Annotated in this window: 18 protein-coding genes; 13 read left to right on the forward strand and 5 right to left on the reverse strand. The window is 59.9% G+C overall.

What is annotated here, in order from left to right; genetic code table 11:
• Positions 1-41: 41 nt before the first annotated feature.
• Together BW43_RS28555 and BW43_RS06035 are read right to left on the reverse strand one after the other, a co-directional pair.
• Positions 42-494: a hypothetical protein gene (locus tag BW43_RS28555; protein ID WP_081797821.1), complete on the reverse strand. Its 453-nt coding sequence runs from the start codon at positions 492-494 to the stop codon at positions 42-44.
• Complete coding sequence (locus tag BW43_RS06035; RefSeq protein WP_256226789.1) at positions 472-855, reverse strand: polymorphic toxin type 44 domain-containing protein; 384 nt, start codon at positions 853-855, stop codon at positions 472-474. Before BW43_RS06035 ends, BW43_RS28555 begins: the two co-directional genes overlap by 23 nt.
• 369 nt (positions 856-1,224) lie before the next feature.
• Between BW43_RS06035 and BW43_RS06030 the strand changes: the two genes are divergently transcribed.
• A complete protein-coding gene (locus BW43_RS06030) occupies positions 1,225-1,683 on the forward strand; it encodes a transposase (protein ID WP_032889921.1) in 459 nt (152 codons plus the stop codon).
• 140 nt (positions 1,684-1,823) lie between these two features.
• On the opposite strand, the gene BW43_RS06025 is transcribed toward BW43_RS06030, so the two are convergent.
• Together BW43_RS06025 and BW43_RS06020 are read right to left on the reverse strand one after the other, a co-directional pair.
• Positions 1,824-3,107, reverse strand: coding sequence for a Zn-dependent hydrolase (locus BW43_RS06025; RefSeq protein WP_032889923.1), 1,284 nt, complete (start codon positions 3,105-3,107; stop codon positions 1,824-1,826).
• Positions 3,108-3,132: 25 nt separating this feature from the next.
• Positions 3,133-4,614: an NCS1 family nucleobase:cation symporter-1 gene (locus tag BW43_RS06020; protein WP_032889926.1), complete on the reverse strand. Its 1,482-nt coding sequence runs from the start codon at positions 4,612-4,614 to the stop codon at positions 3,133-3,135.
• Between the two features lie 590 nt (positions 4,615-5,204).
• On the opposite strand from BW43_RS06020, the gene hydA reads away from it, so the two are divergent.
• The 3 genes from hydA to preA all read left to right on the forward strand — a co-directional run bounded on the left by hydA (position 5,205) and on the right by preA (position 9,449).
• Entirely contained in the window at positions 5,205-6,644 is a 1,440-nt protein-coding gene (hydA, locus tag BW43_RS06015) for a dihydropyrimidinase (protein ID WP_032889929.1), read from the forward strand.
• A 163-nt stretch (positions 6,645-6,807) separates the two neighbouring features.
• The gene (locus BW43_RS06010; protein WP_032890056.1) at positions 6,808-8,175 is read left to right on the forward strand and encodes an NAD(P)-dependent oxidoreductase; all 1,368 of its coding nucleotides are present in this window, start codon (positions 6,808-6,810) and stop codon (positions 8,173-8,175) included.
• Positions 8,175-9,449 (forward strand): NAD-dependent dihydropyrimidine dehydrogenase subunit PreA, encoded by a 1,275-nt coding sequence (gene preA, locus BW43_RS06005; protein WP_032889931.1) that lies wholly within the window; start codon positions 8,175-8,177, stop codon positions 9,447-9,449. The genes BW43_RS06010 and preA overlap by 1 nt, the downstream gene beginning before the upstream one ends.
• Positions 9,450-9,632: 183 nt before the next feature.
• Here the strand turns inward: preA and BW43_RS06000 are convergent, their stop codons facing one another.
• On the reverse strand, positions 9,633-10,253 hold the full coding sequence (locus tag BW43_RS06000) for a TetR/AcrR family transcriptional regulator (RefSeq protein ID WP_032889933.1): 621 nt from the start codon (positions 10,251-10,253) through the stop codon (positions 9,633-9,635).
• A 116-nt stretch (positions 10,254-10,369) separates the two neighbouring features.
• On the opposite strand from BW43_RS06000, the gene copC reads away from it, so the two are divergent.
• From copC to BW43_RS05955, 9 genes are all read left to right on the forward strand, one after another.
• Complete coding sequence (copC, locus tag BW43_RS05995; RefSeq protein ID WP_032889934.1) at positions 10,370-10,735, forward strand: copper homeostasis periplasmic binding protein CopC; 366 nt, start codon at positions 10,370-10,372, stop codon at positions 10,733-10,735.
• Positions 10,736-10,738: 3 nt separating this feature from the next.
• Positions 10,739-11,596, forward strand: coding sequence for a copper homeostasis membrane protein CopD (gene copD, locus BW43_RS05990; RefSeq protein WP_032889936.1), 858 nt, complete (start codon positions 10,739-10,741; stop codon positions 11,594-11,596).
• Positions 11,597-11,853: 257 nt separating this feature from the next.
• Positions 11,854-13,116, forward strand: a complete 1,263-nt coding sequence (locus BW43_RS05985) for an OprD family porin (RefSeq protein ID WP_032889938.1) — start codon at positions 11,854-11,856, stop codon at positions 13,114-13,116.
• Positions 13,117-13,339: 223 nt separating this feature from the next.
• Positions 13,340-14,158: an NAD(P)-dependent oxidoreductase gene (locus BW43_RS05980; RefSeq protein WP_032889940.1), complete on the forward strand. Its 819-nt coding sequence runs from the start codon at positions 13,340-13,342 to the stop codon at positions 14,156-14,158.
• Between the two features lie 30 nt (positions 14,159-14,188).
• Positions 14,189-15,064, forward strand: a complete 876-nt coding sequence (locus BW43_RS05975) for an SMP-30/gluconolactonase/LRE family protein (RefSeq protein ID WP_032889941.1) — start codon at positions 14,189-14,191, stop codon at positions 15,062-15,064.
• Between the two features lie 56 nt (positions 15,065-15,120).
• A complete protein-coding gene (locus tag BW43_RS05970) occupies positions 15,121-16,083 on the forward strand; it encodes a TRAP transporter substrate-binding protein (RefSeq protein ID WP_032889942.1) in 963 nt (320 codons plus the stop codon).
• Between the two features lie 63 nt (positions 16,084-16,146).
• On the forward strand, positions 16,147-16,674 hold the full coding sequence (locus BW43_RS05965; protein ID WP_032889944.1) for a TRAP transporter small permease: 528 nt from the start codon (positions 16,147-16,149) through the stop codon (positions 16,672-16,674).
• A gap of 1 nt (position 16,675) precedes the next feature.
• Positions 16,676-17,956: a TRAP transporter large permease gene (locus tag BW43_RS05960; RefSeq protein WP_032889946.1), complete on the forward strand. Its 1,281-nt coding sequence runs from the start codon at positions 16,676-16,678 to the stop codon at positions 17,954-17,956.
• Complete coding sequence (locus BW43_RS05955; RefSeq protein WP_032889948.1) at positions 17,956-18,846, forward strand: aldose 1-epimerase; 891 nt, start codon at positions 17,956-17,958, stop codon at positions 18,844-18,846. The genes BW43_RS05960 and BW43_RS05955 overlap by 1 nt, the downstream gene beginning before the upstream one ends.
• The last annotated feature ends 185 nt before the right edge of the window (positions 18,847-19,031 follow it).

Consider the following 19,031-nt stretch of genomic DNA (forward strand, 5'->3'; position numbering starts at 1 on the left):
GGTGGCTCAGTCAACCACCACTGACTGAGCCACCGCACATTTCAGCCCTCTGGCCGACTATTAAGAAAAACACTCACCGCTGTGTAATCACTACCATTGGCATGCCGATACAGGGTACTGCTGTGATAGTCGGATACATCCCCCGACACCGAAACCGTAATCGAACGGCTCTCGACATCAACTTTTACCGCCCCGTCACGCGTAACTAGAAACGGATGGGCATCTTTCAATACAGCCAATATTTCACTATCGGTTCCCAAGGTGCGGTAAACGTAATATCGGTAACTGAACGGAACAGTGGCCCCTCCGCGATCATCCTTGACGCCATAGATCGAAGCGTCATCACTGATCGGTACACGGAGTACAACCTCCGTCAATTGCGGACGGCCCGGCGAAAGCAGCCAATCACCAGCGATATACACCAAGCAAAGCGCCAGCAAAATCGTTGTAACCCTTGAGTAAAGCGACTTTCTAGTAGTTCCTGAACCTGGCATAGCTGATTCCTTTCTTGATCCAATATTGGTCGACTGGATCGTCACCGAAAGGCGCATCCCCCCACCAACGACCAAACTCGGGTTTATCCGTACCCGCTCTGGTTTGAGCAAGTCCCGCTGCGCGTAAAAGCACTTCCTCGCTGAAACCCGCCGCAATCCCCACCGCACCATAGTGAAAATTTCCAAACGCTTCATATTCTTTGGAAATTTGCTTGTAGTCCCACGGGCCGCGATTGCGGACCTGAGTATAAAACCAAGAGTACATAAACGCTGAACCGGCTTTCAGTACATTCTTTTTATGAAAAGCGGTGGCCATATTTTCGTCAACAGATACACCAGGCGGGGTTATAGGGTTCGCCATTGCATGCTTCCTCTGCATTAGGTTTTTGCGCGGCAGAACCTAACACCAGATAGCCAAGATGATGAGCGAGGAGAAGAACAAAAGAGACTTCGTACAAAGGAGTAAGACATGCCTTACACCGCAGCCTCAAAACAAGGTACTTCCACGTCCAATGAGGTTTCGGCAGCGTCAGTTCCGGCCTCATCGGGAGCAAGCCCCCTCCCACACTGGTCCCGCGTCAGACACACAATGTATGAACACCGCTGAGCCAATGTGGGAGGGGGCTTGCCCCCGATCGCGGCCGTCCAGACACATCCTGCCAAAAGCCCGCCCATCAACCTCTTGCTCTCCAATCTAGCCTCTCTAAGCACATCTAGAGAGGGCCAGGGAATGGCAGATTTACCCGCTTCACACCGCCTGCGCATCGGTCGATTCAGCGAACCCAACCGCATTTACCTCATCACCACCAACACCCACGAACGCATACCGATATTCGACAATTTCCAGCTCGCTCGCCTGGTGGTCTGGCAATTTCGGTTGGCCCAGTACCAAGGGCTGGCCAACTCGCTGGCGTGGGTCATCATGCCGGACCATTTCCATTGGCTGCTTGAACTGAAAAAAGGCTCGCTGACGGACTTGATGTGCCAGGTGAAGTCAAAAAGCACCAGGACCGTCAATGCCCTGAGCGGTCGCAAGGGACGGCTTTGGCAAGAAAGCTTTCATGACCGCGCACTGCGCAAGGAAGATGACTTGGTGAAAATGGCCCGGTATATGGTGGCTAATCCATTGCGAGCGGGCCTGGTCGAGCGGATTGGCGACTACCCACTGTGGGATGCCATCTGGGTCTAACGTCTGGCAACACTAGTTGAAACAACACCGTTCAAATGTGGGAGGGGGCTTGCTCCCGATTGCGGTAGGTCAGTCAGATTATCTGCAACTGATACACCGCTATCGGGAGCAAGCCCCCTCCCACATTTTTTACCGGCATTTCAGGCGGCGAGTTTGCCGCTGGCGATGGCTGCTGAAGCAGCCACCATGGCGCGCAGCAATACCGCACACCCCGCCGCCAGATCATCCGGGGCGGCGTTCTCGATCTCGTTATGGCTGATCCCCCCCTCACACGGCACAAAGATCATCCCCGCCGGCCCCAACTCGGCGACGAAGATCGCGTCGTGACCTGCCCCGCTGACGATGTCCATGTTCGACAAGCCCAGCCCATTCGCCGCATCGCGCACGGCGTCAACGCAGCCTTTGTCGAAGTACAGCGGCGGGAAGTCGGCCGTGGGTTCCATTTCAAAACTCAAGCCATGCTTGGCGCAGGTGTCATCAATGACCTTGCGCACCTCGGCAATCATCGAATCCAAGCGCGCCGGTTCCAAGTGACGGAAGTCCAGGGTCATGCGCACTTCGCCAGGAATGACGTTGCGTGAGCCGGGATACGCCTGCAGGCAACCCACGGTCCCGCAAGCATGGGGCTGATGCCCCAACGCCGCCGCATTCACCGCCGCCACCACTGCCGCCGCGCCTACCAGGGCGTCCTTGCGCAGGTGCATCGGTGTCGGCCCCGCATGCGCTTCAACGCCGCGCAGCTTCAGGTCGAACCACTTTTGTCCGAGGGCGCCGAGTACCACGCCGATGGTCTTCTTCTCATCCTCAAGAATCGGCCCTTGTTCGATATGCGCTTCGAAATACGCACCGACCTTGTGCCCACTTTCAGGACGGGTTCCCGCGTAGCCAATCGCGTTCAGCGCATCACCCACACTGACCCCGTCCGCATCGACCTTGGCCAAGGTATCCGCCAGGGTGAATTTCTCAGCGAACACTCCGGAGCCCATCATGCAAGGCGGGAAGCGCGAGCCTTCCTCGTTGGTCCACACCACCACTTCCAGCGGCGCTTCCGTTTCGATATTCAGATCGTTCAGGGTGCGCAGCACTTCCACCCCGGCTAATACACCAAAGCAGCCATCAAACTTGCCGCCCGTGGGCTGAGTGTCGATATGGCTGCCGGTCATCACGGGCGGCAGGTTGGGATTACGACCGGGACGGCGCGCGAAAATATTGCCAATGCCGTCGACGGTCACGGTGCAACCGGCGTCTTCGCACCACTGCACAAACAGGTCGCGGGCCTTGCGGTCGAGGTCGGTGAGGGCCAGGCGGCACACGCCGCCCTTGGGGGTGGCACCGAGTTTGGCCAGGTCCATCAGCGACTGCCACAAGCGGTCGCGGTTGATGTGCTGGTGGGTCGATTGCAGAACGTCAAGGGCAGCGTTCATGGGGATCTCCTCAGGCTTGTATTTCTTATGAATTGACAACGACCGGGCTGATTCCGCGCCTGGCATTCAGGCCGTAATACAACAACCCGCCCAACGCCGAACCGGTAAACCAGCCGTAGCTGTAGAACCAGCTGAACGCATCACTGCCCAACGACAGCAACGTCAACACCACCGGCACGCCAAAGGCGATAAAGCCGCTCCAGTTCCACGCCGGGTATACGTCGTCGCGGTACAAACCGGCCAGGTCCAGTTGCTGTTTGCGGGTGATGAAGTAGTCCACCACCATGATCCCGGCGATCGGGCCCAGCAAACTTGAGTAACCCAGCAACCAGTTGGAATACACGGTTTCCAGGCTCACATCCGAGACGATCAGGCCGAGTTTTTTCAGCAGTTCATGGCCCATCAATACCAGCCCGACCAGGCCGGTGAGGATCACCGCCGTGGTGCGGTTGATCAGCTTGGGCGCGATGTTCTGGAAGTCGTTGGTGGGCGAGACGATGTTCGCAGCAGTGTTGGTGGACAAGGTCGCGACGATGATCAGCGCCATGGCCACGGCCACCCACACCGGGCTCTGGATATGACCGATCAGGGTCACCGGATCGGACACGCTGACGCCTACCAGCTTCACTGACGCGGCGGTCATGATCACGCCGAGGGCGGCGAACAGAAACATGGTCAGCGGCAGGCCGAAAATCTGCCCGAGGATCTGGTCCTTCTGGCTTTTGGCGTAGCGGCTGAAATCGGGAATATTCAGCGACAAGGTGGCCCAGAAGCCCACCATCGCGGTAAGGCCGGCCATGAAATAACCGGTGAGGCTCGCCCCCTCAGGGCGCTTGGGAGGAATAGCCATCAACTCGCTGATAGATACATTCGGCATCGCCCACACCAGCAGGCCAATGCCCACAGCTACCAGCAACGGCGCCGACAGGGTTTCCAGGCGCTTGATCGACTCGGCGCCACGCAATACGACCCACAAATTCAGGCACCAGAAAATCATGAAGCCGATCACTTCACCGGTGCCGCCTAGGGACTTCCACCCCTCGAAAATCGACCCCAGGAACAGGTGAATCGCCAGTCCGCCAAACATCGTCTGGATACCAAACCAGCCGCACGCCACCAGCGCGCGGATGAGGCACGGCACGTTGGAACCGAGGATCCCGAAGGACGAACGCAGCAACACCGGGAACGGAATGCCGTACTTGGTGCCGGGGAAGGCGTTGAGGGTCAGCGGAATCAGCACCACGATATTGGCGAGCAAAATCGCCATCAGCGCCTCGCCCACCGACAACCCGAAGTAAGCGGTCAGTACCCCACCCAGCGTGTAGGTGGGCACGCAGATCGACATGCCGACCCACAGCGCGGTGATGTGCCATTTGTTCCAGGTTCGTTCATGCACCTTGGTCGGTGCCATGTCGTGGTTATAGCGAGGGCTGTCGAGGACGTCGGGGCCGGCGTCGAGTTCGTACAGGCCGTTGCGTTCTATGACTTGCGATCTGTTCTGTTGCATGGCCGCTCCACGGTTTTTTCGAATTATTTTTGCTCACCTGCGTGGTGAGTGCAGGTGGCCGGAGTACCTCGTAAACAACATGACATCACGGGCCCGGCCAGCCGTTTCTGCACTCAATAACCGTGCCGAAAACCGCTACCACACCCTTACCGCTCATATAACTGACTGATGTTAATCAGCTTTCCGATTGAACCTGCGGTACTTGCCACGTGACTCAGGCCGAATAACGTAGAAGTTGCCCGAACTGTCAGGACTCAATCTGGTGCAACACAATTATTTTTATTTCCCAGCCCCGTCAAGAGGCATATCTCAACCGTCTGATTTGCAATAAGAAATGTTGCTCATATTGAGATCCTGTCAAGTGCGTCAAAATGGTGAGAGGCCGCTACATTTTGGTGATTTTAATTTTTAATCCTTATAAATCAGATACTTAATATAGATATAAGCTTATTAAAAATCTTCTTGCTCAATCGAAAAACTCGGGCTAGTTTCTATTCCTGTCACCGATGACAGGAATTAACCGACCATCGGCAGCAGCATTACAACACTTAGAACTGGCATAAGCCGGTCAAGCCTGTGAGGAACTCGACATGTCGCTGTTGATCCGTGGCGCTACCGTTATTACCCATGATGAAAGTTACCGCGCCGATGTGTTATGCGCAGGCGGTCTAATTCGCGCCATTGGCACGGATCTGGATATTCCCGCCGGCACTGAAATACTCGATGGCAGCGGCCAATACTTGATGCCCGGCGGCATCGACCCCCATACCCACATGCAACTGCCTTTCATGGGCACCGTGGCCAGTGAAGACTTTTTCAGTGGCACAGCAGCGGGCTTGGCCGGAGGCACCACCTCCATCATCGATTTTGTGATCCCCAACCCGCAGCAGTCCTTGATGGAAGCGTTTCACCAATGGCGCGGCTGGGCCGAAAAATCGGCATCCGACTACGGCTTTCACGTGGCAATCACCTGGTGGAGCGAACAGGTGCGCGAGGAAATGGCCGAGCTGGTGAGCCATCACGGCATCAACAGCTTCAAGCACTTCATGGCCTACAAGAACGCAATCATGGCGGCCGACGACACCCTGGTCGCCAGCTTCGAGCGCTGCCTGGAACTCGGCGCCGTGCCCACCGTGCATGCCGAAAATGGCGAATTGGTGTATCACCTGCAACGCAAGTTGATGGCCCAGGGCATCACCGGGCCGGAGGCGCACCCGCTGTCGCGCCCGTCCCAGGTAGAAGGTGAAGCGGCCAGCCGTGCGATCCGTATCGCCGAGACGATCGGCACGCCGCTGTACCTGGTGCACGTGTCCACCAAAGAAGCGCTGGATGAAATCACCTATGCCCGTGGCAAGGGCCAGGCGGTGTACGGCGAAGTGCTCGCCGGCCACTTGCTGCTGGACGACAGCGTCTACCAACACCCCGACTGGCAAACCGCCGCCGGCTATGTGATGAGTCCACCGTTCCGCCCGCGCGGGCACCAGGAAGCGCTGTGGCATGGCTTGCAATCGGGCAACCTGCACACCACCGCCACCGACCACTGCTGCTTCTGCGCCGAGCAAAAAGCTGCCGGGCGTGACGATTTCAGCAAGATCCCCAACGGCACCGCCGGTATCGAAGACCGCATGGCGCTGCTGTGGCACGAAGGCGTCAATACCGGGCGCCTGTCGATGCAGGAGTTTGTCGCGTTGACCTCCACCAACACCGCGAAGATCTTCAACCTGTACCCACGCAAAGGCGCGATCCGCGTGGGTGCGGATGCCGACCTGGTGCTGTGGGACCCCGAAGGCACGCGGACCATTTCCGCCAAGACGCACCATCAAAAGGTCGACTTCAACATCTTCGAAGGCAAGACCGTGCGCGGCGTGCCGAGCCACACCATCAGCCAGGGCAAACTGGTCTGGGCCGATGGCGACCTGCGCGCCGAACGCGGGGCCGGGCGGTATGTGGAACGGCCGGCGTATCCGTCGGTGTTTGAGCAGTTGAGCAAGCGGGCGGAGCATTCCAGGCCGGTTGCTGTGAAGCGCTGAGACCGCCATCGGGGGCAAGCCCCCTCCCACGCTTGACCGCATTCATTCAGATACAACTCGGTCGAATGTGGGAGGGGGCTTGCCCCCGATGAGGCCCAAACAGACAACACAAAAAACCAATGCCCATCAGAGGCAGCACCTCAATAACCGTGAGGCCAACACCGTGATCCAGACCCTGACCCACCTCCCCCATCCCCATGAAGACGGGGCCACCCTCGCCAGCCATTTCACCGACCTGGCGCCGCCCCTCAACGCCCGCCAGGCCCAACTGGAAGCCTCGCGCTGCCTGTATTGCTACGACGCCCCGTGCGTGAACGCGTGCCCCAGCGAAATCGACATCCCGTCGTTCATTCGCAATATCCACACCGACAACGTCCAGGGCGCCGCGCAGAAAATCCTCTCGGCCAATATCCTCGGCGGCAGCTGCGCCCGGGTCTGCCCCACCGAAATTCTCTGCCAACAAGCCTGCGTGCGTAACAACAGCGAAGAATGCGCGCCCGTACTGATCGGCCTGTTGCAACGCTACGCCATCGACAATGCGCACTTCAGCGAACACCCCTTCCAGCGCGCCGCTTCCACCGGCAAGCGCATCGCCGTGGTGGGCGCCGGGCCAGCCGGTCTGGCCTGTGCCCATCGCGCAGCCCTGCATGGCCACGACGTGGTGATTTTCGAAGCCAAGGAAAAAGCCGGCGGCCTGAATGAATACGGGATCGCCAAATACAAACTGGTGGACGACTTTGCCCAGAAGGAGTTGGATTTTCTCCTGCAAATCGGCGGCATCGAAATCCGCCACGGCCAGCGCCTGGGTGACAACCTGACCTTGAGCGAACTGCATCAGCAATTCGATTCGGTATTCCTCGGCTTGGGTCTCGCCGCCAGCAAGCAACTGGGGCTGCCCCACGAAGACGCCCCCGGCCTGCTCGCCGCCACCGACTACATCCGCGAGCTGCGCCAGGCCGATGACCTGACTCAACTGCCCCTGGCCGACCGCTGCATCGTGCTCGGCGCCGGCAACACCGCCATCGACATGGCCGTGCAAATGGCCCGCCTCGGCGCACGCGATGTGAACCTCGTCTACCGCCGTGGCCTTGCCGATATGGGCGCCACTCACCATGAACAAGACATCGCCAAGGCTAATCAGGTGCGCCTGTTAACCTGGGCACAGCCCGAAGAAGTGCTGCTGGATGACAAGGGCCACGTACGCGGCATGCGCTTCGCCCGCACCCGCGTGGAAAACGGCCGCCTGCTCCCCACCGGGGAAACCTTCGAACTGGCTGCCGATGCAATCTTCAAGGCCATTGGTCAAGGCTTCGACAACGACGCGTTGCACGATCCCCTGGCGCAACAGCTGCACCGCGTGGGCGAGCGCATCTTCGTCGACGAACAGCTACGCACCAGCATCCCTGGGGTCTACGCCGGTGGCGACTGCGTCAGCCTCGGCCAGGACCTCACCGTACAGGCAGTGCAACACGGCAAGCTGGCCGCCGAAGCCATGCACGCCCAACTCATGCTTAATGTGGAGGCTGCGTAATGGCCGATCTCTCGATTGTCTTCGCCGGTATCAAAGCCCCCAACCCGTTCTGGCTGGCCTCCGCGCCGCCCACCGATAAGGCGTACAACGTGGTGCGTGCGTTTGAAGCAGGTTGGGGCGGCGTGGTGTGGAAGACCCTGGGTGAGGACCCCGCAGCGGTCAACGTGTCGTCACGTTACTCGGCGCACTTCGGCGCCAACCGTGAAGTGTTGGGCATCAACAACATCGAGCTGATCACCGACCGCTCGCTGGAAATCAACCTGCGGGAAATCACCCAAGTGAAAAAGGATTGGCCCGACCGCGCGCTGATCGTGTCGCTGATGGTGCCGTGTGTTGAAGAGTCCTGGAAAAACATTCTGCCCCTGGTGGAAGCCACCGGTTGCGACGGTATCGAGCTGAACTTCGGCTGCCCCCACGGCATGCCCGAGCGCGGTATGGGCGCGGCGGTGGGCCAGGTGCCGGAGTATGTGGAACAGGTGACGCGCTGGTGCAAGACCTATTGCTCGCTGCCGGTGATCGTCAAGCTCACGCCGAACATCACCGACATCCGTGTAGCGGCGCGGGCGGCCTATCGCGGCGGTGCGGATGCGGTGTCGCTGATCAACACCATCAATTCCATCACCAGCGTGGACCTGGATCGTATGGTCGCCCTGCCCATCGTCGGTACGCAAAGCACCCACGGCGGTTATTGCGGGTCGGCGGTCAAGCCGATCGCCTTGAACATGGTCGCGGAAATCGCCCGCGACCCGCAGACAAAAGGCCTGCCGATCTGCGGCATTGGCGGCATCGGCAACTGGCGCGACGCAGCAGAATTTGTCGCCCTCGGTTGCGGCGCGGTGCAAGTGTGCACGGCGGCGATGCTGCATGGTTTTCGCATCGTGGAGGAGATGAAGGACGGGCTGTCGCGGTGGATGGACAGCCAGGGTTACGCGAGCTTGCAAGAGTTTTCCGGGCGGGCGGTGGGCAATACAACGGACTGGAAGTACCTGGACATCAACTACCAGGTGATCGCCAAGATCGACCAAGAGGCGTGCATTGGCTGTGGCCGTTGCCATATTGCCTGTGAGGATACCTCGCACCAGGCCATCGCCAGCTTGAAGCAGGCGGACGGCACGCATAAGTACGAGGTGATCGATGATGAGTGCGTGGGCTGCAACCTGTGCCAGATCACCTGCCCAGTGGCGGATTGTATCGAGATGGTGCCTATCGACACGGGCAAGCCGTTTTTGAATTGGACGCAGGATCCGAGGAATCCCTACCGGGAGGCGGTGTAGGCCTGTAGGCCGCTATCGGGGGCAAGCCCCCTCCCACAATGGTCTGCATTCTTTCAAACAAAATGCAGTAAAGCCCCCTCCCACAGTTGTCTGCATTCTTTCAGACAAAATGCAGTAAAGGTGGGAGGGGCGGTGCGACGATTCGACTTGCTCCCGATGAGGCCCTCAGCCCCACCACACCACTCAAGGCTCCAACCCAATCCCGCGCAAAATCACACCTGTCACCGTCTGGATCGCCTTCTCGAACTGCATATCCGACAGCGGCTGGTGATCATTCAAAATCTTCACTTGGTGGTCAAAGTCGGCATAGTGCTGGGTCGATGCCCAGATCATATACAGCAGGCTCGACGGCTCCACCGGCAGGATGCGTTTGTCTTCCACCCACTGGCGAATTTTCGCTTCCTTCATCTTGGCCCAGTCGTACAGGCTCTCGTCCAGCGCCTCACCGAGTGTTGGCGCGCCGTGGATGATTTCGTTGGCCCAGACCTTCGAACCATAGGGCCGCGTGCGTGAGCGCTGCATCTTGGCGCGGATGTAACTGCTGAGGACCACCCGCGGGTCATCGAAGGTTTCGAAGCTCAGGGCGTCCTGTTTCCACACCTCCAGCAGGTCGAACAGCACGGCGCTGTACAGTTCGCTTTTGGTGGTGAAGTAGTAATGCAGGTTGGAGCGCGGCAATTGCGCTTCTTCAGCAATGTCGGCCATGGCGGTGCTGCCGTAGCCTTTCTCGGCGAAGATTTTCTCCGCCGCCAGCAGGATTTTTTCGACGTTGATCCGACGAATTCCGATCTTGTGATTGCCCATAAGGGCTCCCTGACAAAGACATACGCCAAAGACTACCACCCGCTCTAGATCGGGGCGACAGGCGCAGTCGAAACTTCGTACACTGCCCGCTCCTAACCATTGATGGGTATTGCACAATGTTGATCAAGAAAACCCTGACCACTGTCGCCCTGCTCGCCTCCCTGCTGGGTGCCTCCGCAGCATTTGCCCATGCTCATCTCAAAAGCGCCACGCCTGCGGCAGACAGCACTGTCACGGCCCCCCAGGATCTGCGCCTGACCTTCAGCGAAGGCATCGAAGCCACCTTCACCAAGGTGTCCCTGAGCAAGGACGGCACCGAAATCGCCATCAAGGGCCTGGATACCGAAGGCGCCGACAAGAAAACCCTCGTAGTCACCCCGGCCGCGCCATTGGCGGCCGGTAACTACAAGGTGGTGTGGAATGCCGTCTCGGTCGACACCCACAAGAGCAACGGCGAATACAGCTTCAAGGTCGGCCAATAATCCATGGCGACGCTGCTGGTGCTGTGCCGCTTTGTGCATTTCATCGTCGTGTTGCTGATGTTCGGGGCCTGTGTGTTCAGGCCCTGGCTCCTGGGCGCCAAACCGCAGCCCGTGCTGGACCGACAATTGTTGCGCCTGACCCGTGGCCTGGCATGGACTGCCCTCGCGTCGGGTGTGATCTGGTTAATGTTGATCACCGTCAGCATGGCGGGCTCATGGGCGGCGGCGCTGGAACCGTCAACCGTGCAGTTAGTGCTGGGCAAGACCTTTTTTGGCCAGGTATGGACCTGGCATCTGATGTTGAATGGGTTGCTGGCCATCGCCCTGATGACCGCGTGGAAGGCCCCGCGCCTGCCGCTGATCACACTCTTGCTGATGACCCTCGCGCCGGTCGGCCATGGCGCCATGCTCGACGGGCTGAGCGGGCAGCTGTTGATCCTCAACCAAGTGGTGCACCTGATGTGCGTCGGTGCATGGTTGGGTGGGTTATTGCTGCTGGTGATGATCCTCAGGCAATCGAACCGTGATGAGCTGGCACCTGTCCTGCGTCGTTTCAGTGGCGTGGGCTATGGCCTGGTCGCGGGCCTGCTGGTGACTGGCTTGATCAATGTGCGCGTACTGACCGGGCAACTGTGGCCCACGCCGTTGTTCAGTGGTTTTGCCCTGATTCTGTTGATCAAGGTGATGCTGGTGTTGGGCATGTTGGCCCTGGCACTGCTGAACCGGCTGCGCCTTGATCGTTGCGAACAGCAGCTGGGCAGTTTGAAGGTCAGCGTGATGGTGGAGTGGCTGCTGGGTGTTTGCGCAGTAGCCGCTGTTTCGCTCCTCGGCACTTTGCCGCCGATGGTCCTGGCTGACTGAATATAGAAGGGGCGGAGCGAAGATTCGCCTGGCTTCCGATGGCGGTGTATCAGCGACATCATCTGTGACTGACCCACTGCTATCGGGGGCACGTCGAATCGTCGCACCGCCCCTCCCACATTGACTGTTACCGCCTTCACTTAGTCATCGTATAACTTCTGCTTGACACTCCACGAAAACCCCGCAAATATCCGCCATGATGTTGTACGACGACGTATAACAAATAATAAAAACAACAAATCAAAGGGAGCGTCACTGTGAGTCAATTCGCCCGTAATTCCTCGTCGTGTATCGGCCTTATCGGTCTCGGCGGCCTGGCCTTCACCCTGCCCCTCATCACCCACGCCGAAGGTTTTGTCGACGACGCCAAAGCCACGCTCAACCTGCGCAACGCCTACTTCAACCGCAACTTCACCAACCCGGCAAACGCCCAGGGCAAGGCCGAAGAGTGGACGCAGAGTTTCATTCTCGATGCCAAGTCGGGCTTCACCCAGGGCACGGTGGGTTTCGGCCTTGATGTGTTGGGCCTGTATTCCCAGAAACTGGATGGCGGCAAAGGCACTGGCGGTACCCAATTGCTGCCAATCCACGATGACGGCCGCCCCGCCGACAACTTCGGACGCCTGGGTGTGGCGCTGAAAACCCGACTGTCGAAGACCGAACTGAAGGTCGGCGAATGGATGCCGGTGCTGCCGATCCTGCGTTCCGACGATGGTCGCTCCCTGCCCCAGACCTTTCGCGGCGGCCAGGTGACGTCCAACGAGATCGCCGGCCTGACCCTTTACGGCGGCCAGTTCCGTGGCAACAGCCCGCGCAACGACGCGAGCATGGAAGACATGTTCATGAACGGCAAAGCGGCATTCACCTCCGACCGGTTCAACTTCGGCGGCGGCGAATACAGCTTCAATGACAAGCGCACCCAGGTCGGCCTGTGGTACGCCGAACTGAGCGACATTTACCAGCAGCGCTACGTCAACCTCACCCACAGCCAGCCGGTAGGCGACTGGACGTTGGGCGCCAACCTCGGTTTCTTCAGCGGCAAGGAAGACGGCAGCGCCCTGGCCGGCGACCTGGACAACAAGACCACCTTCGCCCTGCTCTCGGCGAAATACGGCGGCAACACCTTCTATGTGGGCCTGCAAAAACTCACCGGCGACAGCGTGTGGATGCGCGTCAACGGCACCAGCGGCGGCACCCTGGCCAACGACAGTTACAACGCCAGCTATGACAACGCCAAGGAAAAATCCTGGCAGGTGCGACATGACTTCAACTTCGTGGTGCTCGGCGTACCGGGGCTGACCCTGATGAACCGCTACATCAGCGGCAGCAACGTGCACACCGGGGCGATCACTGATGGCAAAGAGTGGGGGCGTGAGTCGGAGCTGGCCTACACCGTGCAGAGCGGTGCGTTGAAGAACCTGAACGTTAAGTGGCGGAACTCGACCATGCGTCGGGATTTCAGCACCAACGAGTTCGACGAAAACCGGATCTTTATCAGCTATCCAATCTCCCTGCTGTAGAGCTCAGTCTCCCAGCCCAAGAAAATCCCCTGTGGGAGGGGGCTTGCTCCCGATGGCGGTGGGTCAGTAGCAGATGCATTCACTGGCACGCCCTCATTGAGGGCAAGCCCTCTCCCGCATTTTGCTCCGCACTCTGTCCGCAAGAACGTTGACAACCTGGGGGCTCCCTAACAATACTTCGGCATAGTCATACGACAACCTACAACAAAAATTTGGAATCCCCATGACCACGACCACCCCCGCTCCCTTCAACCGCCTGCTGCTCACCGGTGCCGCCGGTGGCCTCGGTAAAGTCCTGCGCGAGCGCCTGCGCCCTTACGCCCAGGTACTGCGCCTGTCCGACATCGCCGCCATGGCCCCGGCTGCCGATGCCTCGGAGGAAGTCCAACCGTGCGACCTCGCCGACAAACAAGCCGTGCACCACTTGGTGGAAGGCGTCGACGCCATCCTGCACTTTGGCGGTGTCTCGGTGGAGCGTCCGTTTGAAGAAATCCTCGGTGCCAATATCAGCGGCACATTCCATATCTACGAAGCCGCCCGTCGCCATGGCGTAAAGCGCGTGATCTTCGCCAGCTCCAACCATGTGATCGGCTTCTACAAGCAGACCGAAACCATCGACGCCCATTCCCCACGCCGCCCCGACAGCTACTACGGCCTGTCCAAGTCCTATGGCGAAGACATGGCCAGCTTCTACTTCGACCGCTACGGCATCGAGACCGTGAGCATCCGTATCGGCTCCTCGTTCCCGGAACCGCAGAACCGCCGGATGATGCATACCTGGCTGAGTTTCGACGACCTCACTCAACTGCTCGAACGCGCGTTGTACACGCCGAACGTCGGCCACACCGTGGTCTACGGCATGTCGGATAACCTCGACACCTGGTGGGACAACCGCCACGCCGCACACCTGGGTTTTGTGCCCAAGGACACGTCCGAAGTGTTCCGCGCCCAGGTCGAAGCCCAGCCGCCAGTGGCAGCCGATGACCCGGCCAAGGTCTATCAGGGTGGCGCATTCTGCGCAGCCGGACCGTTCGGTGACTGAGTTCACATCAACCCAAGGGAATGAGTTGCCATGACTGCTGAATTGATCGTCGACGCCCGCAATGCCGTGGGCGAATGCCCGGTATGGGTGCCTGAGGAAAACGCGCTGTACTGGGTGGACATTCCCAACAGCGGCCTGCAGCGCTGGAGCGCCGGCAACGGCCATGTCGCCGCCTGGAAAGCCCCGCAGATGCTTGCCTGCATCGCCCGCACCAATGCGGGCAATTGGGTCGCAGGCATGGAAACCGGCTTTTTCCAACTCACCGCACACAACGACGGCAGCCTCGACACCACCCCTCTGGCCAGTGTCAAACACCCGCGCCCGGACATGCGCCTGAACGATGGCCGCTGTGATCGCCAGGGCCGTTTCTGGGCCGGCAGCATGGTGCTCAACATGAGCGCCAATGCGGCGCAAGGCATCCTCTACCGTTATGCGTCCGGTTCAGCGCCCCACGCCCAACTTGACGGGTTCATCACCCTGAATGGCCTGGCCTTCAGCCCCGATGGCCGCACGATGTACGCCTCCGATTCCCACCCGCTGGTGCAGCAGATCTGGGCCTTCGACTACGACATCGAGACCGGCACGCCGTCCAATCGCCGCGTGTTTGTCGACATGAACCATTTCCTGGGTCGACCCGACGGCGCCGCGGTTGACGCCGAAGGCTGCTACTGGATCTGCGCCAACGACGCCGGTTTGGTCCACCGTTTCACCCCCGACGGTCGCCTGGATCGCTCCCTGAGCGTGCCGGTGAAAAAACCCACCATGTGCGCCTTCGGCGGCAGTCGGCTGGACACCCTCTTCGTCACCTCGATCCGTGATGACCAGAGCGACCAGTCCATCGCCGGCGGCGTGTTTGCGCTCAACCCCGGCGTCACCGGATTGCCGGAGCCCACCTTCACCCTCTAGCTGCATCGCTGTGCCTTGAATACAACAATAAAATAACAAGACAGGAGTGACCCCCAATGGACTTCAAACGCACCTTGCTCGCCGCCGCAGTGTTCACCCTCAGCAGCGCCGCTCACGCGCTGGAAATCAAATTCGCCGACATCCACCCCGCTGGCTACCCCACCGTGGTTGCCGAAGAAAACATGGGCAAGGCGCTGACCAAGGAAAGCAACGGCGAACTCACGTTCAAGTACTTCCCGGGCGGCGTGCTGGGCTCCGAGAAAGAAGTGGTCGAACAGGCCCAAGTGGGCGCCGTGCAGATGACCCGCGTCAGCCTCGGCATCGTCGGGCCGGTGGTGCCGGACGTGAACGTCTTCAACCTGCCGTTCGTGTTCCGCGACCAGGCGCATATGCGCAAGGTCATCGACGGCGAGATCGGCGATGAAATCCTCGCCAAGATCACCGACTCCGAGTTCGGCCTCGTGGCCCTGGCCTGGATGGACGGCGGCACGCGCAACCTTTACACCAAGAAACCGGTGCGCAAGATCGAAGACCTCAAGGGCATGAAGATCCGCGTGCAGGGCAACCCGCTGTTCATCGACGCCTTCAACGCCATGGGCGCCAACGGCATCGCCATGGACACCGGCGAGATCTTCAGTGCCTTGCAGACCGGTGTCATCGACGGCGCAGAGAACAACCCGCCCACCCTGCTGGAACACAACCACTTCCAGAACGCCAAGTACTACACCCTCACCGAACACCTGATCCTGCCTGAGCCCATCGTGATGTCGAAAATCACCTGGAACAAACTCACTCCCGCCCAGCAGGACATGGTGAAAAAAGCCGCCAAAGTCGCCCAGGCCGATGAGCGCGTGCTGTGGGACGCCAAGTCCGCCAGCAGTGAGGAAAAACTCAAGAAGGCCGGGGTCGAGTTCATCACCGTCGACAAAAAACCCTTCTACGACGCCACCGCCGCGGTGCGAGCCAAGTACGGCGCGCCTTACGCCGACATCATCAAGCGTATCGACGCCGTTCAGTAACGCCCCATTCCCTGACAAGGCCTGGCGCGGTCGGCATCGACGCGCCCGGTGACGGTGAACGCCATGAAGAATCTACTGCTGCGCATCAACGACCGTATCTACATGACCTGCATCTGGGTCGCCGGTCTCTCGGTCCTCGGGGTCGCACTGATCATTCCCTGGGGCATCTTTGCCCGCTACATCCTCGGCACCGGTTCCAGCTGGCCGGAGCCCACCGCTATCCTGCTGATGCTCGTGTTCACCTTTATCGGCGCAGCCGCCAGTTATCGTGCCGGGGCGCACATGTCGGTGGCCATGGTCACGGACCGCCTGCCACCTGCCCAACGCCGAATCGTCGGCATTTTCTCGCAACTGCTGATGGCGACAATCTGCCTGTTCATGGCGATCTGGGGCACCAAGTTGTGCCTGTCCACCTGGAACCAGTTCATGAGCGCCATCCCCACCCTGCGCGTGGGTATCACCTATATGCCGATCCCCATCGGGGGCGTGCTGACGCTGATTTTCGTGCTGGAAAAACTGCTGCTGGGCGACCAGAGCAACCGGCGCGTGGTGCGCTTCGACCTGGTAGAAGAAAACGAAGGGGCTGCCTGATATGGACGCATTGATTCTGCTGGGCAGCTTTATCGCCCTGATCCTGATCGGCATGCCAGTGGCCTATGCCCTGGGGCTGTCGGCGCTGATCGGCGCGTGGTGGATCGATATCCCGTTCCAGGCCCTGATGATTCAGGTGGCCGGCGGGGTGAACAAGTTTTCGCTGATGGCGATTCCGTTCTTTGTGCTGGCTGGGGCGATCATGGCCGAGGGCGGCATGTCGCGGCGGCTGGTGGCGTTTGCCGGGGTGCTGGTGGGCTTTGTGCGCGGCGGGCTGTCCCTGGTGAACATCATGGCCTCGACGTTTTTCGGCGCGATCTCCGGCTCGTCGGTGGCGGACACCGCTTCGGTGGGCTCGGTGCTGATTCCAGAAATGGAGCGCCGTGGCTATCCACGGGAATTTGCCACGGCGGTGACCGTCAGCGGCTCGGTGCAGGCCTTACTCACGCCACCCAGCCACAACTCGGTGCTCTACTCCCTGGCGGCTGGCGGCACAGTGTCCATCGCTTCGCTGTTCATGGCCGGCGTGGTGCCGGGCCTGCTGATGAGCGCGTGCCTGATGGTGCTGTGCCTGATCTTCGCGAAGAAACGCAACTACCCCAAAGGCGAAGTCATCCCCCTGAAGCAGGCGCTGAAGATTGCCGCCGATGCGCTCTGGGGCCTGATGGCCATGGTGATCATCCTCGGCGGCATCCTCTCGGGCATCTTCACTGCCACCGAGTCCGCCGCGATTGCGGTGCTGTGGGCGTTCTTCGTGACCATGTTCATCTACCGCGACTACAAGTGGCGCGAGCTGCCCAAGCTGATGCACCGCACGGTGCGCACGATTTCCATCGTGATGATCCTGATCGCCTTCGCCGCCAGCTTCGGCTACATCATGACCCTGATGCAGATCCCGGCGAAGATCACCACGCTGTTCCTGACGCTGTCGGACAACCGCTACGTGATCCTGATGTGCATCAACGCCATGCTGCTGTTGCTCGGCACGGTGATGGACATGGCGCCGCTGATCCTGATCCTCACGCCGATCCTGTTGCCGGTGGTGTTGGGTATCGGCGTCGACCCGGTGCACTTCGGCATGATCATGCTGGTGAACCTCGGCATCGGTCTGATCACCCCGCCGGTGGGCGCGGTGCTGTTTGTCGGAGCAGCGGTGGGCAAAACCACCATCGAGAAAACCGTAAAGGCGCTGGTGCCGTTTTATGCCGTGCTGTTCCTGGTACTGATAGCAGTGACGTACATTCCAGCATTGTCGCTGTGGCTGCCGAGCGTGGTGCTGTAATGCTGATTGAACTTGAAGACAACCTGACCCACCTCACCTTGAATCCGGCCGTGGGCGGCAGCATCGTCAACTGGACGGTGCGCGCCACCGGGCAGCCGTTGCTGCGCCATAACGATGAGCAGGCAATCCATACCGGTTTGCCGGGCAAGCTGGGGTGCTATCCGTTGGTGCCCTGGTCCAACCGCATTGCCCACGGCGGTTTCGATAACCCCGACGGTTGGCTGGTGCTCACGCCTAACAGCCTGACCGATCCGCTGCCGATTCACGGTTCGGCCTGGCAACAAGCGTGGCAGGTGGTCAGCCAGTCGGCAGATGAAGTGGTGCTGGAGGTGGTCTGCGAGACGCCTTTTGCCTATCGCGCCGAGCAGCGGATTCACTTGAGCGATGGGGCCTTGCATATCGAACTGCGCGTGACCCATCTGGCCGAAACAGCGGCGTGGCATGGCGTGGGCTTGCATCCGTACTTTCCGCGTCGGCCGGGTACCCGGTTGCAGGCCAAGGCCGCGCAGGTGTGGATGAGTGACGCGTCCAAGCTGCCGACCGGCTTGGCACCGGTGCCGAACGAGTGGGATTTCCAGGAAATGAATGCCCTGCCCCAAGGCTTGGTGGACAACGGCTTTTGCCAGTGGGACGGGTATTGCCGGATCGAACAGCCGGACCTGGGCTATACGCTGGAATGCCAGGCCAGCGGGGCCGATTACTTCCTGCTGTACTGCCCGCCGGGGCTGGGGTTCTTTTGCATCGAGCCGGTGAGTCATCCGGTGAATGCTCATCACCTGGCGGGACGGCCGGGCCTGAAACTGCTGGAACACAATCAGTCGGTCCAACTCAACTTCACCCTGAAATACATTCAAAATGTGGGAAGGGGCTTGCCCCCGATGGCGGCCTGACAGCCGAACAGGATGCTGGAACAGACCGAGTACATATCCATTATTCAGCCAACGGCCGCTATGGGTTCCGCCCTTACGGCGGCTCGCTTCGCATCGTGATTACCGTTGACTGCTATAAAGTGGCGTAAATACCTATAGCTATCAGGGGCAAGCCCCTCCCACAGTTTTGATTTAGGTTTTGTCAG

The organism is Pseudomonas sp. RIT357 (assembly GCF_000632245.1).
In the GTDB taxonomy this organism is placed as follows: Bacteria; Pseudomonadota; Gammaproteobacteria; order Pseudomonadales; family Pseudomonadaceae; genus Aquipseudomonas; species Aquipseudomonas sivasensis.

Bases quoted from the DNA above. Each gene is read 5' to 3' on its own strand.
- BW43_RS28555 (WP_081797821.1), bottom strand. From the start codon at position 494: ATGCCAGGTTCAGGAACTACTAGAAAGTCGCTTTACTCAAGGGTTACA.
- BW43_RS06035 (WP_256226789.1), bottom strand. From the start codon at position 855: ATGGCGAACCCTATAACCCCGCCTGGTGTATCTGTTGACGAAAATATG.
- BW43_RS06030 (WP_032889921.1), top strand. From the start codon at position 1,225: ATGGCAGATTTACCCGCTTCACACCGCCTGCGCATCGGTCGATTCAGC.
- BW43_RS06025 (WP_032889923.1), bottom strand. From the start codon at position 3,107: ATGAACGCTGCCCTTGACGTTCTGCAATCGACCCACCAGCACATCAAC.
- BW43_RS06020 (WP_032889926.1), bottom strand. From the start codon at position 4,614: ATGCAACAGAACAGATCGCAAGTCATAGAACGCAACGGCCTGTACGAA.
- hydA (WP_032889929.1), top strand. From the start codon at position 5,205: ATGTCGCTGTTGATCCGTGGCGCTACCGTTATTACCCATGATGAAAGT.
- preA (WP_032889931.1), top strand. From the start codon at position 8,175: ATGGCCGATCTCTCGATTGTCTTCGCCGGTATCAAAGCCCCCAACCCG.
- BW43_RS06000 (WP_032889933.1), bottom strand. From the start codon at position 10,253: ATGGGCAATCACAAGATCGGAATTCGTCGGATCAACGTCGAAAAAATC.
- copC (WP_032889934.1), top strand. From the start codon at position 10,370: ATGTTGATCAAGAAAACCCTGACCACTGTCGCCCTGCTCGCCTCCCTG.
- copD (WP_032889936.1), top strand. From the start codon at position 10,739: ATGGCGACGCTGCTGGTGCTGTGCCGCTTTGTGCATTTCATCGTCGTG.
- BW43_RS05980 (WP_032889940.1), top strand. From the start codon at position 13,340: ATGACCACGACCACCCCCGCTCCCTTCAACCGCCTGCTGCTCACCGGT.
- BW43_RS05975 (WP_032889941.1), top strand. From the start codon at position 14,189: ATGACTGCTGAATTGATCGTCGACGCCCGCAATGCCGTGGGCGAATGC.
- BW43_RS05970 (WP_032889942.1), top strand. From the start codon at position 15,121: ATGGACTTCAAACGCACCTTGCTCGCCGCCGCAGTGTTCACCCTCAGC.
- BW43_RS05965 (WP_032889944.1), top strand. From the start codon at position 16,147: ATGAAGAATCTACTGCTGCGCATCAACGACCGTATCTACATGACCTGC.
- BW43_RS05960 (WP_032889946.1), top strand. From the start codon at position 16,676: ATGGACGCATTGATTCTGCTGGGCAGCTTTATCGCCCTGATCCTGATC.
- BW43_RS05955 (WP_032889948.1), top strand. From the start codon at position 17,956: ATGCTGATTGAACTTGAAGACAACCTGACCCACCTCACCTTGAATCCG.